This is a genomic window from Streptomyces sp. NPDC096048 (assembly GCF_044763415.1).
Lineage (GTDB): Bacteria > Actinomycetota > Actinomycetes > Streptomycetales > Streptomycetaceae > Streptomyces.
In genome coordinates, this window is record NZ_JBIWGG010000002.1 from 161,535 (window position 1) to 175,560 (window position 14,026).

The 14,026-nt window shown below is 72.6% G+C and carries 13 protein-coding genes; 6 read left to right on the forward strand and 7 right to left on the reverse strand.

The annotated features are described in order from the left end of the window. Positions 1-141 precede the first annotated feature (141 nt). The 6 genes from ACIQ6R_RS05250 to era all read left to right on the forward strand — a co-directional run bounded on the left by ACIQ6R_RS05250 (position 142) and on the right by era (position 4,846). Entirely contained in the window at positions 142-1,221 is a 1,080-nt protein-coding gene (locus ACIQ6R_RS05250) for a PhoH family protein (RefSeq protein ID WP_404218848.1), read from the forward strand. 12 nt (positions 1,222-1,233) lie between these two features. Next, complete coding sequence (ybeY, locus tag ACIQ6R_RS05255) at positions 1,234-1,731, forward strand: rRNA maturation RNase YbeY (RefSeq protein WP_404177837.1); 498 nt, start codon at positions 1,234-1,236, stop codon at positions 1,729-1,731. Further along, a complete protein-coding gene (locus ACIQ6R_RS05260; protein ID WP_404177834.1) occupies positions 1,728-3,032 on the forward strand; it encodes a hemolysin family protein in 1,305 nt (434 codons plus the stop codon). Before ybeY ends, ACIQ6R_RS05260 begins: the two co-directional genes overlap by 4 nt. Then, positions 3,029-3,400 carry an MmcQ/YjbR family DNA-binding protein gene (locus tag ACIQ6R_RS05265; RefSeq protein ID WP_404218850.1) on the forward strand — a complete coding sequence of 124 codons (372 nt, stop codon included), beginning with the start codon at positions 3,029-3,031 and terminating at the stop codon, positions 3,398-3,400. Before ACIQ6R_RS05260 ends, ACIQ6R_RS05265 begins: the two co-directional genes overlap by 4 nt. Positions 3,401-3,468: 68 nt before the next feature. Then, a complete protein-coding gene (locus ACIQ6R_RS05270; protein ID WP_404177829.1) occupies positions 3,469-3,822 on the forward strand; it encodes a cytidine deaminase in 354 nt (117 codons plus the stop codon). Positions 3,823-3,892: 70 nt separating this feature from the next. Continuing rightward, the gene (gene era, locus ACIQ6R_RS05275) at positions 3,893-4,846 is read left to right on the forward strand and encodes a GTPase Era (RefSeq protein WP_404218852.1); all 954 of its coding nucleotides are present in this window, start codon (positions 3,893-3,895) and stop codon (positions 4,844-4,846) included. A 22-nt stretch (positions 4,847-4,868) separates the two neighbouring features. On the opposite strand, the gene ACIQ6R_RS05280 is transcribed toward era, so the two are convergent. From ACIQ6R_RS05280 to ACIQ6R_RS05310, 7 genes are all read right to left on the reverse strand, one after another. Beyond that, complete coding sequence (locus ACIQ6R_RS05280) at positions 4,869-6,002, reverse strand: carbohydrate kinase family protein (RefSeq protein ID WP_404219606.1); 1,134 nt, start codon at positions 6,000-6,002, stop codon at positions 4,869-4,871. A gap of 192 nt (positions 6,003-6,194) precedes the next feature. After that, entirely contained in the window at positions 6,195-7,490 is a 1,296-nt protein-coding gene (locus ACIQ6R_RS05285; RefSeq protein ID WP_404218854.1) for a glucarate dehydratase family protein, read from the reverse strand. Between the two features lie 327 nt (positions 7,491-7,817). Next, the gene (locus ACIQ6R_RS05290; protein WP_404218856.1) at positions 7,818-8,810 is read right to left on the reverse strand and encodes an adenosine deaminase; all 993 of its coding nucleotides are present in this window, start codon (positions 8,808-8,810) and stop codon (positions 7,818-7,820) included. Between the two features lie 20 nt (positions 8,811-8,830). Beyond that, on the reverse strand, positions 8,831-9,736 hold the full coding sequence (locus ACIQ6R_RS05295) for a ribonuclease Z (protein WP_404218858.1): 906 nt from the start codon (positions 9,734-9,736) through the stop codon (positions 8,831-8,833). Positions 9,737-9,751: 15 nt separating this feature from the next. Further along, positions 9,752-10,105 (reverse strand): histidine triad nucleotide-binding protein, encoded by a 354-nt coding sequence (locus ACIQ6R_RS05300; RefSeq protein WP_376672997.1) that lies wholly within the window; start codon positions 10,103-10,105, stop codon positions 9,752-9,754. A 53-nt stretch (positions 10,106-10,158) separates the two neighbouring features. Continuing rightward, positions 10,159-13,368 (reverse strand): S41 family peptidase, encoded by a 3,210-nt coding sequence (locus ACIQ6R_RS05305; RefSeq protein WP_404218860.1) that lies wholly within the window; start codon positions 13,366-13,368, stop codon positions 10,159-10,161. A 77-nt stretch (positions 13,369-13,445) separates the two neighbouring features. Next, positions 13,446-13,967 (reverse strand): hypothetical protein, encoded by a 522-nt coding sequence (locus ACIQ6R_RS05310; RefSeq protein ID WP_404218862.1) that lies wholly within the window; start codon positions 13,965-13,967, stop codon positions 13,446-13,448. Positions 13,968-14,026 lie beyond the last annotated feature (59 nt).

Sequence of the window (14,026 nt, forward strand, 5' to 3'; positions counted from 1 at the left end):
GAACGCGGGCGGTACGCCGGGCACCGGTCGGATAAAAGGCCTCGGCGCTGTCGGTGGGGAGTCGTACGCTGGAGACATCAGACACGCCAGTCACGCGGCGCACGCCGCAGAGGAGGACTTGCAGGCCTCGAGCGCCGGCCCATGACTCAGACACCCACAGCTCACACCCCCGCGCAGGGGCAGGCGAGAGCACAGTTCACCGTCCCCGCCCAGCACCCCATGGTGACCGTGCTGGGATCCGGCGACTCCCTCCTGCGCGTGATCGAGAAGGCCTTCCCGGCGGCCGACATCCACGTCCGGGGAAACGAGATCAGCGCGGTCGGCGACACCCGTGAGGTCGCCCTCATCCAGCGCGTGTTCGACGAGATGATGCTGGTGCTCCGCACGGGGCAGCCGATGACGGAGGACGCAGTGGAACGCTCGATCGCCATGCTCAAGGCGAGCGAGAACGGGGAGAGCGACGGCCAGGAGACCCCGGCCGAGGTGCTCACGCAGAACATCCTGTCCTCGCGCGGCCGCACGATCCGCCCCAAGACGCTGAACCAGAAGCGGTACGTCGACGCGATCGACAAGCACACCATCGTCTTCGGCATCGGCCCCGCGGGCACCGGCAAGACCTACCTGGCGATGGCCAAGGCGGTGCAGGCCCTGCAGTCCAAGCAGGTCAACCGCATCATCCTGACCCGCCCCGCGGTCGAGGCCGGTGAGCGGCTCGGCTTCCTGCCGGGCACGCTCTACGAGAAGATCGACCCCTACCTGCGCCCGCTGTACGACGCGCTGCACGACATGCTCGACCCGGACTCGATCCCGCGGCTGATGGCGGCGGGGACGATCGAGGTCGCGCCGCTGGCGTACATGCGCGGCCGGACACTGAACGACGCCTTCATCATCCTGGACGAGGCCCAGAACACCAGCCCCGAGCAGATGAAGATGTTCCTCACCCGCCTCGGCTTCGAGTCGAAGATCGTGATCACGGGTGACGTGACGCAGGTCGACCTGCCCGGCGGCACGAAGTCGGGTCTGCGCCAGGTGCAGGACATCCTGGAGGGCGTCGAGGACGTCCACTTCTCCCGGCTGTCGTCCCAGGACGTCGTCCGGCACAAGCTGGTGGGCCGTATCGTCGACGCGTACGAGCAGTACGACAGCAGGAACGGCACCGAGAACGGCGGCCACAACGGCGGTCGCGCACCCAGGCACGGTGCCAAGGCCAAGGGGAAGTAGACCAGCACGACCATGTCGATCGACGTCAACAACGAGTCCGGAACCGAGGTCGACGAGCAGGCGATCCTCGACATCGCCCGCTACGCGCTCGCGCGGATGCGCATCCACCCGCTCTCCGAGCTCTCGGTGATCGTCGTGGACGCCGACGCCATGGAGCAGCTCCACATCCAGTGGATGGACCTGCCGGGTCCGACGGATGTCATGTCCTTCCCGATGGACGAGCTGCGTCCGCCGGCGAAGGACGAGGACGAGCCGCCGCAGGGGCTGCTCGGCGACATCGTGCTCTGCCCGGAGGTCGCCGCCAAGCAGGGCACCGAGGCGCCGACGCGGCACTCCATGGACGAGGAGCTCCAGTTGCTCACCGTCCACGGGGTGCTGCACCTGCTCGGGTACGACCACGAGGAGCCGGACGAGAAGGCCGAGATGTTCGGTCTGCAGGCCGCCATCGTGGACGGCTGGCGTGCGGAGAAGGGCCTGACCGGCCCGTCCCCGGCTCCGACCGTCTCATGAGCCTTCCGCTGATCGCCGGCGCGGTCGCCCTGGTCGTGATCGCCTGGCTCGCCGCGTGCGCGGAGGCGGGGCTCGCGAGGGTCTCCGGCTTCCGCGCCGAGGAGGCCGTACGGTCCGGGCGGCGCGGCGCCGAGAAGCTCGCCAAGGTCGCCGCCGATCCGACGCGCTACCTCAACGTGGCGCTGCTGGTCCGCGTCGCCTGCGAGATGGCCGCCGCCGCGCTGGTCACGTACGCCTGTCTGAAGCAGTTCGACGGCACCGGCGAGGCGCTGGTGATCGCCATCGCGGTCATGGTGCTCGTCTCGTACGTCGCCGTCGGGGTCTCCCCGCGCACCATCGGACGCCAGCACCCGCTGAACACGGCGACCGCGGCGGCGTACGTCCTGGTGCCGCTGGACCGGATCATGGGCCCGATCCCGTCGCTGCTGATCCTCATCGGCAACGCCCTCACCCCCGGCAAGGGCTTCCGCCGCGGCCCCTTCGCCTCCGAGGCGGAGCTGCGCGCGCTGGTCGACTACGCCGAGAAGGAGTCCCTGATCGAGGCCGAGGAGCGCCGCATGGTGCACTCGGTGTTCGAGCTGGGCGACACGCTGGTGCGGGAGGTCATGGTCCCGCGGACCGACCTCGTCGTCATCGAGCGCTACAAGACCATCCGCCAGGCCCTCACCCTCGCCCTGCGCTCCGGTTTCTCGCGGATACCGGTGACCGGTGACAGCGAGGACGACATCGTCGGCATCGTCTACCTGAAGGACCTGGTCCGCAGGACGCACATCAGCCGGGACGCGGAGAGCGACCTGGTCTCCACGGCCATGCGGCCCGCGTTCTTCGTGCCCGACACCAAGAACGCCGGTGACCTGCTGCGCGAGATGCAGAAGGAGCGCAACCACGTCGCCGTCGTCATCGACGAGTACGGCGGCACGGCGGGCATCGTCACCATCGAGGACATCCTGGAGGAGATCGTCGGCGAGATCACCGACGAGTACGACCGGGAGCTCCCGCCCGTGGAGGAGCTGGGCGAGGACCGCTACCGGGTCACCGCCCGCCTCGACATCGGCGACCTGGGCGAGCTGTACGGCCTGGAGGAGTTCGACGACGAGGACGTGGAGACGGTGGGCGGTCTGCTGGCGAAGGCGCTCGGCCGGGTGCCGATCGCCGGTGCCTCGTCGATCGTGGAGCTGCCCGACGGCCGCGAGCTGCGGCTGACGGCGGAGGCCGCGGCGGGCCGCCGGAACAAGATCGTGACGGTCCTGGTGGAGCCGGTGGGCGCCGCGAAGCGCGCCGAGGAGGCCGCGTCGTCATGACCCCCGGGGAACTGCGCGACTTCTGTCTGTCCTTCGACGCCGCGGTGGAGGACTTCCCCTTCAGCCCCGAGATCTCGGTCTTCAAGGTGCTGGGCAAGATGTTCGCGCTGTCCTTCCTGGACGGGCGCCCCCTCACCGTCAACCTGAAGTGCGACCCGGACGACGCGATCCGGCTGCGGCGCGAGCATCCGGAGCTGATCGTCCCGGGCTGGCACATGAACAAACGGCACTGGAACACGGTGACCGTGGACGGCGGGCCCGGCGGCGGGCTCCCGGACCGTGTCGTCCGGGAGCTGGTCGAGGACTCGTACGACCTGGTGGTCGCCGGCCTGCCGCGCGCGGAGCGGCTCCGCCTCGACCGTCCCTGAGCGCCCGGCCCGGGGCCCGGCCGCGACCCGTACGGCCGCCGCCGGGCCCGGCTACGTATGCTCGCCTCATGACCGAGACCCCCGACCTCGACCCCGAGGACCGCAAGATCGTCACCCTGGCCCGTTCCGCGCGGGCCCGCAACGGTGTGCCCGAGGGGGCGGCCGTACGCGACGAGACCGGCCGCACCTACGTCGCCGGGACCGTCGGCCTGGACTCGCTGAAGCTGAGCGCGCTGCGGACGGCGGTGGCGATGGCGGTGGCGTCCGGCGCGAAGTCGCTGGAGGCGGCGGCCGTGGTGACGGAGTCGGCGTCGGCGTCGGAGGAGGACCGGGCGGCGGTGCGGGACCTGGGGGGACCCGGGACACCGGTTCTCGTCGCCGGGCCGGACGGCACGGTGCGCGACACGGTGCGCGCGGGCTGACCCGACCGTCGCGGGCCCGGTGGGCGACCGTGGTACGGCGGTGCTCCGTGGATCAGGGACAATGGGCGCCATGAGCGTTCGTACCCAGTCATCCGAAGAGTCGGCCGAGGCTGTCCACAGGGCCGGTTTCGCCTGCTTCGTGGGCCGCCCCAACGCGGGCAAGTCCACCCTCACGAACGCTCTGGTCGGGCAGAAGGTGGCGATCACCTCGAACCGTCCGCAGACCACCCGGCACACCGTGCGGGGCATCGTGCACCGCCCGGAGGCGCAGCTGATCCTGGTGGACACCCCGGGGCTGCACAAGCCGCGCACGCTGCTGGGCGAGCGGCTCAACGACGTCGTGCGCACGACGTGGGCCGAGGTGGACGTCATCGGTTTCTGCCTGCCGGCCAACGAGAAGCTGGGCCCCGGCGACCGCTTCATCGCCAAGGAACTCGCCGGGATCAAGAAGACCCCGAAGGTCGCGATCGTCACCAAGACCGACCTGGTGGACTCCAAGACCCTGGCCGAGCAGCTGATCGCGATCGATCAGCTCGGCCAGGAGCTGGGGATCACCTGGGCGGAGATCGTCCCGGTGTCGGCCACCGCGAACCAGCAGGTCGACCTGCTCGCGGACCTGCTGACCCCGCTGCTTCCCGAGGGGCCCGCGCTCTACCCCGAGGGCGACCTGACCGACGAGCCCGAGCAGGTCATGGTCGCCGAGCTGATCCGGGAGGCCGCGCTGGAGGGCGTACGGGACGAGCTGCCGCACTCCATCGCGGTGGTCGTGGAGGAGATGCTCCCGCGCGAGGACCGCCCCGCCGACAAGCCGCTCCTGGACATCCACGCCAACGTCTACATCGAGCGCCCCAGCCAGAAGGGCATCATCATCGGCCCCAAGGGCAAGCGCCTGAAGGACGTCGGCATCAAGTCCCGCAAGCAGATCGAGGCGCTGCTCGGGACCCCGGTCTTCCTGGACCTGCACGTGAAGGTCGCCAAGGACTGGCAGCGCGACCCGAAGCAGCTGCGGCGGCTCGGTTTCTGAGGCCTCCGGGAAGCGGGGCCGGTCAGGCCGGATGGCGGAAGCCGATGGTCGGGACGGCGCGGCGCAGGGGCCACGGTGCCACCAGTTCGGCCGGGACCAGGTCGGCCAGGAACGCGTAGCGGCGCAGGGCCGCCGGGTCCTGGCTCTCGACCGACTGGACCTCGCGCCACCAGGTGGCGATCTCGCACCAGCCGGGCGCCGACAGGGAGCCGCCGAACTCCTGGACGGAGAGGGCGGCGGTCAGACCGGCGAAGGCCAGGCGGTCGGCCAGCGGCCAGCCGGCCAGGGTGCCGGTGACGAATCCGGCGACGAAGACGTCCCCGGCGCCGGTCGGGTCCAGGGCCTCGACCTCGATGGCCGGAACCTCGGCGCTCTCCCCCGTACGCCGGTCCACCGCGTACGCGCCGTCCGCGCCGAGGGTGACCACGGCGAGCGGCACGTGCTCGGTCAGGGCGTGCGCGGCGGCGCGCGGGCAGGTGGCGCCGGTGTAGCGCATGGCCTCCTCCGCGTTCGGCAGGAAGGCCTCGCAGTGCGCGAGGTCGGGCAGCCCGGCCAGGTCCCAGGCGCCGGTGTCGTCCCAGCCGACGTCGGCGAAGACGCGGGTGCCGCGCGCGGCGGCCTGGGCGATCCAGGGGGCGCGGACGCCGGGCGTGAGGGAGGCGACGGCGGCGCGTGCGCTGGGCGGGCAGTCGGGGGACGGTTCCTCGGGCGGCGGCTCGTGGCCGTGGGAGACCATCGTGCGCTCCCCCTCGTACGCCATCGAGACCGTCACCGGCGAGTGCCAGCCGGGCACGGTGCGCGAGGGGGTCAGGTCGATGCCCTCGCCCTGTGCGAGGGCGTCCCAGCAGTAGTCGCCGTAGTGGTCGTCGCCGAAGGCCGCGGCCAGCGAGGTGCGCAGGCCGAGGCGGGCCAGCGCGGTCGCCATGTTCGCCACGCCGCCCGGGCTCGACCCCATCCCGCGCGCCCAGGACTCGGTCCCGCGCACCGGCGCGGAGTCCAGCCCGGTGAAGACGACGTCGAGGAAGACGGTGCCGGTCAGATACACGTCCCAGGGCGGGTCCTGCGGTGTGCGCAGGGCGGCGAGGGGATCGACCTGGGGGCGGTGGTGCGATCCCTCGTCCGAGGCGTGGCGGTGTGTTCTCTCGGCGGCCGGCATGACGGGCATGGCGGGCACGCCGGACGCGGTGGACACGGTGGACGCTGTCACGGTGCGCTCCCTGGCATGGTGCGGACCCCGCCAGTGTGCACCACCGCACCGACAGCGCGGTGGCGTTCGCGCCGGTGGTGTCGGGCGGGCGGTCGTGGTGTCCGCCGCCGCGCACCGGCAGTACGCTCAGCGCGCCGTCGGTCACCAACGCGGCACGGACGGGGTGACCCACTCGGGGTCGGCGACCCGCATCGCGGCCGCGTCGTCGCGGTCGCGCAGCGTGCCGTCGTCGTCGAGCCAGCGCCGATGGAGGAACTCCAGCCGTCGGCGGTCGAGTTCGACGCCGAGTCCGGGCGCGTCGGAGACGGTGACCTTGCCGCCGTCGAAGGTGAGCCGTTCGGTGAGCACGTCCTCGGACTGCCAGGGGTAGTGGGAGTCGCAGGCGTGGTGGAGGTTCGGGACGGTGGCCGCCACGTGGGTCATGGCGGCGAGGCTGATGCCCAGGTGGGTGTTGGAGTGCATGGAGACTCCGACGCCGAAGGTGCGGCATACGGCGGCGAGTTGCTGGGTGTTGCGCAGCCCGCCCCAGTAGTGGTGGTCGGAGAGCACGACCTGGACGGCGCCCTCGGTGAACGCCTCCTGGATCTCGGCGAACGTCGTCACGCACATGTTGGTCGCGAGCGGCACGCCGGTCTTCGCGGCGACCTCGGCCATGGCCGGGGTGCCGAGCGCGGGGTCCTCCAGGTACTCCAGGACGTCGCCGAGTTCCGCGGCGACCTTCAGTGAGGTTTCCACGGACCAGGCACCGTTGGGGTCCAGGCGGAGGGGGTGACCGGGAAACGCCTCGGCGAGGGCCTTGATCGCGGCGATCTCCTCCTCGGGCGGGAAGACACCGCCCTTGAGCTTGAAGGAGGTGAAGCCGTAGCGGTCGGTGAAGGCGCGGGCCTGCGCGACGACGCCGGCCGGGTCGAGGGCGGCGCCCCAGTCGTCCCTCTCGCACGCCACACCCGCCGGATGGCCGGCCCACCGGTAGAAGAGGTACGCGCTGTACTCGACGGCGTCGCGCACCTTGCCGCCCAGCAGCGCGTGCACCGGCAGGCCGAGCGCCTTGCCGAGGGCGTCGAGGCAGGCGACCTCGAAGCCGGAGACGACGGACAGGCGCAGCTTGTCGGCGGTCTGGACGCCGCGCAGCCCGCCGACGTCCACCCGTCCGGAGACCCGTGCGGCGTCGACGGCCACCTCGTCCGCGGTCGTGAACAGGCCGTTGAGGTCAAAGACCTGCCGGCCGACCAGCCTCGCGGCCAGGGGGCGGGCCAGGTCCAGGTACTTGGCGTCGCCGTAGGTCTCGCCGACGCCGGTGATCCCGTCGGCCGTCTCCACCTCGACGATCAGGCGCGGGGTGTACGGCTGGTGGACGCCCTGCGTGTTGAGCAGGGGCGGATCGGCGACGAGGATCGGGGTGAGGCGGACGTCGGCGATGGCGAGAGCGCGGGTCACAGGGCTGCTCCTACGAGGTCGATCCGGGACCGTCTCTGTATGTAAATGGCATCCATGTATGGAGATGGAGATTAGGCAGGCGGACGGGAGCCGTCAATGGGGCGGGGAGACCCTCGCGAGACGCGAGCGCGCGCTCCCCCCCCAGGCTCGAACCCCCCCCAGGCTCGAACCCCCCCCAGGCTCGAACCCCCCCCCAGGCTCGAACCCCGCGAACGCACCCGCGGTGGCACCCCGGCCGCCCTGGCCGCCGCCGTCCAGCGTGCCTACGACGCGGCGGGACCCCGGCAGGCGGCGGCCGCACCGGGGTCCGGGACGAGCTGAACGCGGCTACGCGAAGCGGTAGGCCTCCACCTCGGCGAGGTAGCGCGCCCGCAGCTCCTCGTCGTCCTCCAGGAAGGACGCGAGGAAGGAGTTGCGGGCCAGCTCCCGCAACCGCTCCTCGGTGAGTCCCAGGGCCTCGCGCACGGCGTCGAAGTTGTCGCCCGCGTAGCCGCCGAAGTAGGCAGGGTCGTCGGAGTTGACCGTGCACAGCAGCCCGGCGTCGAGCATCGCGGGCAGCGGGTGGTCGGCGAGGGTGTCGACCGTGCGCAGCCGGACGTTGGAGAGCGGGCACAGGGTCAGCGGGACGCGCTCGCGCACCAGCCGCTCGACCAGCGCCGGGTCCTCCACCGAGCGCAGGCCGTGGTCGACCCGCTCGACACCCAGGACGTCCAGGGCCTCGATGACGTACTCGGGCGGCCCCTCCTCGCCCGCGTGCGCGACCCTGCGCAGCCCGAGGGCGGCGGCGGCCTCGTACACCTCGCGGAACTTGACCGGCGGGTGGCCGACCTCGGCGGAGTCCAGGCCGACGCCGGTGATCCGGTCGAGGTAGGGCTTCGCGGCGCCGAGGGTCGCCAGCGCCGACTCGGCGGACTCGTCGCGCAGGAAGCACATGATCAGGCGGGTGGAGACGCCGTGGTTCTCGCGGCTGGTGCCCAGCGCCCGCCACAGTCCCTCCACGACCGTGCCCATCTCCACGCCCCGGGCGAGGTGCGCCTGCGGGTCGAAGAAGATCTCCGCGTGCCGCACGCCCTGTGCGGCCGCGCGGGCGAGGTAGGCATGGGCGAGGTCCTCGAAGTCCCGCTCCGTGCGCAGGACGGCCATGAGCTCGTAGTACAGGTCCAGGAAGGACTGGAGGTCCTCGAACCGGTACCCCTCGCGCAACGCGTCCTCGTCCGCGTACGGCAGGGACACGCCGTTGCGGGCGGCCAGCGCGAAGGCCAGCTCGGGCTCCAGGGTGCCTTCGATGTGCAGGTGCAGTTCAGCTTTGGGCAGCGGCATCAGAGAATCGTACGACCGCATTACCGACGTTTCGGAACCGGGACTCTCAGTAGGTCGTGGGCCACGGTCAGCTCCCCCTCGTAGCCCGCCGCCCGTGCCTGCCGTTCGAACTCCTCCGGGTCGGAGTAGCGCTGGCTGAAGTGGGTGAGGACCAGGTGCCGTACGCCCGCGTCCCGGGCCGCCCGCGCCGCCTGGCCGGCGGTGAGGTGGCCGTGGTCGGTGGCGAGGCGCTCGTCCTCGTCGAGGAACGTGGACTCGATGACCAGCAGGTCGCAGCCCTCCGCGAGCGCGTGCACGCCCTCGCAGAGCCGGGTGTCCATGACGAACGCGAACCGCTGCCCGCGCCGGATCTCGCTGACGGCGTCGAGCGGGACGCCGTTCAGCGAGCCCTCGCGCTGGACGCGGCCCACGTCGGGGCCCTTGATGCCGTGCGCGGCCAGCCGTTCGGGCAGCATGCGGCGGCCGTCGGGCTCGGTGAGGCGGTAGCCGTAGGACTCGACGGGGTGGGAGAGGCGGTGGGCGTCCAGGGTGTAGGCGGGAGTGACCGCGAGGACGCCGTCGGAGTCGACCGGGGCCTCGGTGAGGGTGACCGTCTCGCGGTAGGCGGTGGCGTACCGCAGGCGGTCGAAGAAGCGCCGGCCGGAGCGCGGGTAGTGGGCGGTGACCTCGTGCGGCACCTGGTCGAGGTTGATGCGCTGGATGACGCCGGCCAGGCCGAGGCTGTGGTCGCCGTGGAAGTGCGTGACGCAGATCCGGTTCAGGTCGTGGGCGGCGACCCCGGCGCGCAGCATCTGGCGCTGCGTGCCCTCGCCGGGGTCGAAGAGGATGCCCTCGCCGTCCCAGCGCAGCAGGTAGCCGTTGTGGTTGCGGTGCCGGGTCGGGACCTGGCTGGCGGTGCCGAGGACCACCAGTTCACGTACGGACATCGTGGCTCTTCCGGGTTATCCGGGGGGCCATTCGAGACCGCGGCCGCCGAGCACGTGGGCGTGCGTGTGCCAGACGGTCTGGCCCGCGCCGGTGCCGGTGTTGAAGATCGTGCGGTAGCTGTCCAGCTTCTCCTGGTCCGCGATCGCCTGGGTCTCGCGCAGGACGTCCGCGGCGAGTTCCGGGGCGCCGGCGGCGAGCGCGGCGGCGTCCCGGTAGTGGGCCTTGGGGATCACCAGGACGTGGGTGGGCGCCTGGGGGTTGATGTCCCGGAAGGCGACGGTCGTCTCGGTCTCACGGACGATGGTCGCCGGGATCGTCCCCGCGACGATCTTGCAGAACAGACAGTCGTCCTGCGGTTCCCCGGTCATGGGGCCTCCTCACGCTGGTGATCTTGTACAGGGGCATCGTATCGATCGGGCGCTCAGTCCGAGGCCGGCAGGCTCGGCGGGGTCTTCGCCGGGGTCTCCTCCAGCGCCGCCAGCGCGAGCCTGATCGCCTCGTCCAGCTGGGGGTCCCGGCCCGCCGCGTGGTCCTGGGGACGCTGCGGCACCTCCACGTCCGGATCGACGCCGTGGTTCTCCACGCCCCAGCCGTAACCCTCCAGCCAGAAGGCGTACTTGGGCTGGGTGATCAGCGTGCCGTCGACCAGGCGGTAGCGGCTGTCGATGCCGATGACGCCGCCCCAGGTGCGGGTGCCGACGACCGGGCCGATGCCGAGTGCCTTGATCGCGGCGTTGACGATGTCGCCGTCGGAGCCGGAGAACTCGTTGGCGACGGCGACGACCGGGCCGCGGGGCGCGTCCAGCGGATAGCTGGTCGGCCGCATACCGCGCGGCAGGTCCCAGCCGACGACGCGCCGGGCGAGCTTCTCCACGACCAGTTGGGAGGTGTGGCCGCCGCGGTTCTCGCGGACGTCGACGACCAGGCCCTCCCGGGCCACCTCGACGCGGAGGTCGCGGTGGATCTGGGCCCAGCCGGGTGCCTGCATGTCGGGGACGTGGAGGTAGCCGAGCCGGCCGCCGGACTGCTCGTGGACGTAGGCACGGCGATCGGCGACCCAGGCGTGGTAGCGCAGGGGCTCCTCGTCGGCGAGCGGGACGACGACGGCGTGCCGCGGTTCGCCGCCGCCGGACGGTGAGATGGTCAGCTCGACGGGCTTGCCCGCCGTCCCGACCAGCAGCGGACCGGGACCGGTGACCGGGTCGACGGACTGTCCGGCGACCGCGACGATCGCGTCCCCGGCGCGCACGGCGACACCGGGCGCGGCGAGCGGGGAGCGGGCGTCGGGGTCGGAGGTCTCCGAGGGCAGGACGCGGTCGATGCGCCAGGTGCCGTCCTCGTGCCGGGAGAGATCGGCGCCGAGCAGGCCCTGCCGGGCGCCGCCGCCGTGGCCGCCGCGCGGGGTGACGTAGGCGTGCGAGGTACCCAGTTCGCCGTGCACCTCCCACAGGAGGTCGACCAGGTCGTCGTGGGTGGCGAGGCGGTCGAGGACCGGCCGGTAGCGGTCGAGGACGCCGGCCCAGTCGACGCCGCTCATGTCGGGCCGCCAGAAGTGGTCCCGCATGATGCGGCCGGTCTCGGCGTACATCTGCCGCCACTCGGCGGCCGGGTCGACGGTCTGCCGCACGCGGCTCAGGTCGACGGTGATGTTGGTGTCGCTGTCCTCGTCGCCGGAGGCCCGCCGGTCGCTGGGGACCACCTTGAGGCGTCCGTCGGTCCACAGCAGCACCCGCTTGCCGTCGCCGCTGACCTCGAAGTGGTCGGCGTCGGCGGCGAGGTGCTCGACGCGCTGCTGGGCCAGGTCGTAGCGCTCCAGCTCGGTGTGCGGGTCGGGGGCGTCCGGGGTGGCGCGGGAGGCGCCGAGCACGCCGGTGACCGGGTGGCGCAGCCACAGGACGCCGTCCTTGGCGGCGCGCAGCCCGGTGTAGCGGGCGGCCTCGACGGGGAACGGCACGATGCGGTCGGCGAGGCCCTCGATGTCGATCCGGGTGGTCGGGGTCCCCTCGCTGTCGGGGGTCTCGTCCCGGTCCGGGGTCTCGAAGGGGCGGCCGTGGCGCTGCGGACCGAAGGGCGACGGGGTGATCGCGGCGAGCGTGATCAGGTACGGGCGGGCGCCCTCGACGAAGGCCAGGTCGAAGACGTGCTCGTCGTAGACCGGGTCGAAGGAGCGGGTGGACAGGAAGGCGAGGTGCTTGCCGTCCAGGGTGAAGGCCGGCGAGTAGTCCTTGAAGCGCAGCGGGGTCGCCTCGCTCACCGACAGGTCGGTGGTGTTGGCGAGCTTCAGCTGGCGCAGCGGGTCGGGGCCGGGGTGGGACCAGGCGAGCCAGGCGGAGTCGGGTGAGAAGACCAGCCCGGACGCGTCGCCGTTGTCGCTGCGGTCGACCTCGCGGACCTCGCCGGTCTCGCGTTCGACGAGCAGGACCCGCCCGTCGTGCGAGGCGACGGCGGCGCGGCTGCCGTCCGGTGCCATGGCGAGGGCGAGCACCCGGCCGAGCTGCCCGGCGGCGAGGCGCCGCGCGGTGGCGCCGGGCGCGAGTCCGGTGGCGGGCGCGAACTCCAGGGCGTCGTCGCCCTCGGCGTCCGTCACCCACACCACCCACTCCTCGCCGTCGGCGCGGAAGGTGCGCGGCAGCCGGGTGCGTACACCGGGCCGCGCGGCCAGCGCGCGGGCCGGTCCGGCGCGGTGGGTGACCCAGTGCACGCCGCCGCGGACGGCGACGGCGCTGCCGCGCGCGGTGTGGTCGGGGGACGCGGAGCCGAACCAGCGGGCGGCGTTCACCGGGTACGCCTGGAGGTCGACGCGCGAGCCGCCGAGCCGGATGTCGAGCCGGCGCGGTTCGGCCGCGTCCAGGTCGTCCAGCACCCACAGTTCACCGGCGCAGGAGTAGACGACGCGGGTGCCGTCGGTGGCGGCGTGCCGGGCGTAGAAACCGTCGAGAGGGGTGTGGCGGCGCAGGTCGGAGCCGTCGGCGAGGGAGGAGTAGAGCGCGCCGGTGCCGTCGTGGTCGGAGAGGAACGCGATCCGGTCGCCGACCCAGAAGGGGTACTCGATGTTGCCGTCGAGGTCGCTGTGCAGCCGGACGAACTCGCCGTCGCCCTCGGTGTCGTCGATCCACAGCTTGCCCGCCGTGCCGCCCCGGTAGCGCTTCCACCAGGCGGCCTCGCGACCCATCGGCGCGGACAGCAGCACGGTGCGCGGGCCGTACGCGACGTCGCCGACGGGCCCGTACGGCAGGGTGGTGGCCGGTCCGCCGTCGAGCGGGACGGCACGGGCCCAGCTGCGGCGCAGGCTGGCCTGCCCGTAGGTGCTGAGGGCGAGGACCTGCCCTTCCGGGGTCCAGCCGCGCACCTGGGTCCTCAGACTGCCCCAGTGCGTGAGGCGCTCGGCCCGGCCGCCGTCGGCGGAGGCGATGTGCACCTCGGGTGCGCCGTCGCGGGTGGAGGTCCAGGCGACCGTGGTGCCGTCGGGCGAGACGCGGGGGTGGTTGACGGGCACGTTGTCGGCGCTGATCCGCCAGGCCCGGCCGCCGTCGAGCGGGGCGAGCCACACGTCGTCCTCGGCGGTGAAGGCGACCAACTCGCCGTGCGGGTGCGGAAAGCGGAGGTAGGCAGGCGCTGCGGGCTGTGTCACCCTCTCACCCTATGCAGGGGCGTGGCCCGCCGACAGAGGTTTGGATCACTTACCGGCCACGGCACGCGCGCGTGCGGCTACTTGCCCTCCACCGGCCGGCAGTGCGGGTCGTCCGGGCACCAGATGGTCCGGGTGACGGTCACGGTGGGCCCCGGCTGGTGCCGGGTGGGCCGGTTCGCGGGCGGGGCGCTCGTCGCGTCGCAGTTCCCCAGCCCCTTGACGCGGAACCACTCCTTGCCGTCCACCTTCGCGGTCAGATCGCCGCGCACGCAGGCGCCGTTGACGACGCGGGTCACCTCGCCGTCGACGGTGATGTCCTGTCCGCCGTCGGTCTTCCCCTCGCAGTCGACGGAGGCGACGGTGTCCTCGCCGGCCGAGGCCGACTTCCTGTCGCCGTCGTCGCCGAAGGAGGCGGTGCAGGTGAGCCACCGCACCTCCGCCTTCTGCCGCTCCAGTTCGCGCGTCACGGTCTGGTCGGTCGTGTACGCCACGGACGCCGAGCTGAGCCCGCCCGGGTCGCACGCGCCGACACCGCCGACGGCGACGACCGCGCCGACGACCACCGGAGCCGCGCGCCGAATCCGCCTCAATGCCCCCATGAGGGGCAGCCTGCCACCGGTGCGGGGCGGGCGGTAGGGCGCATACGGCCACTCCTCAC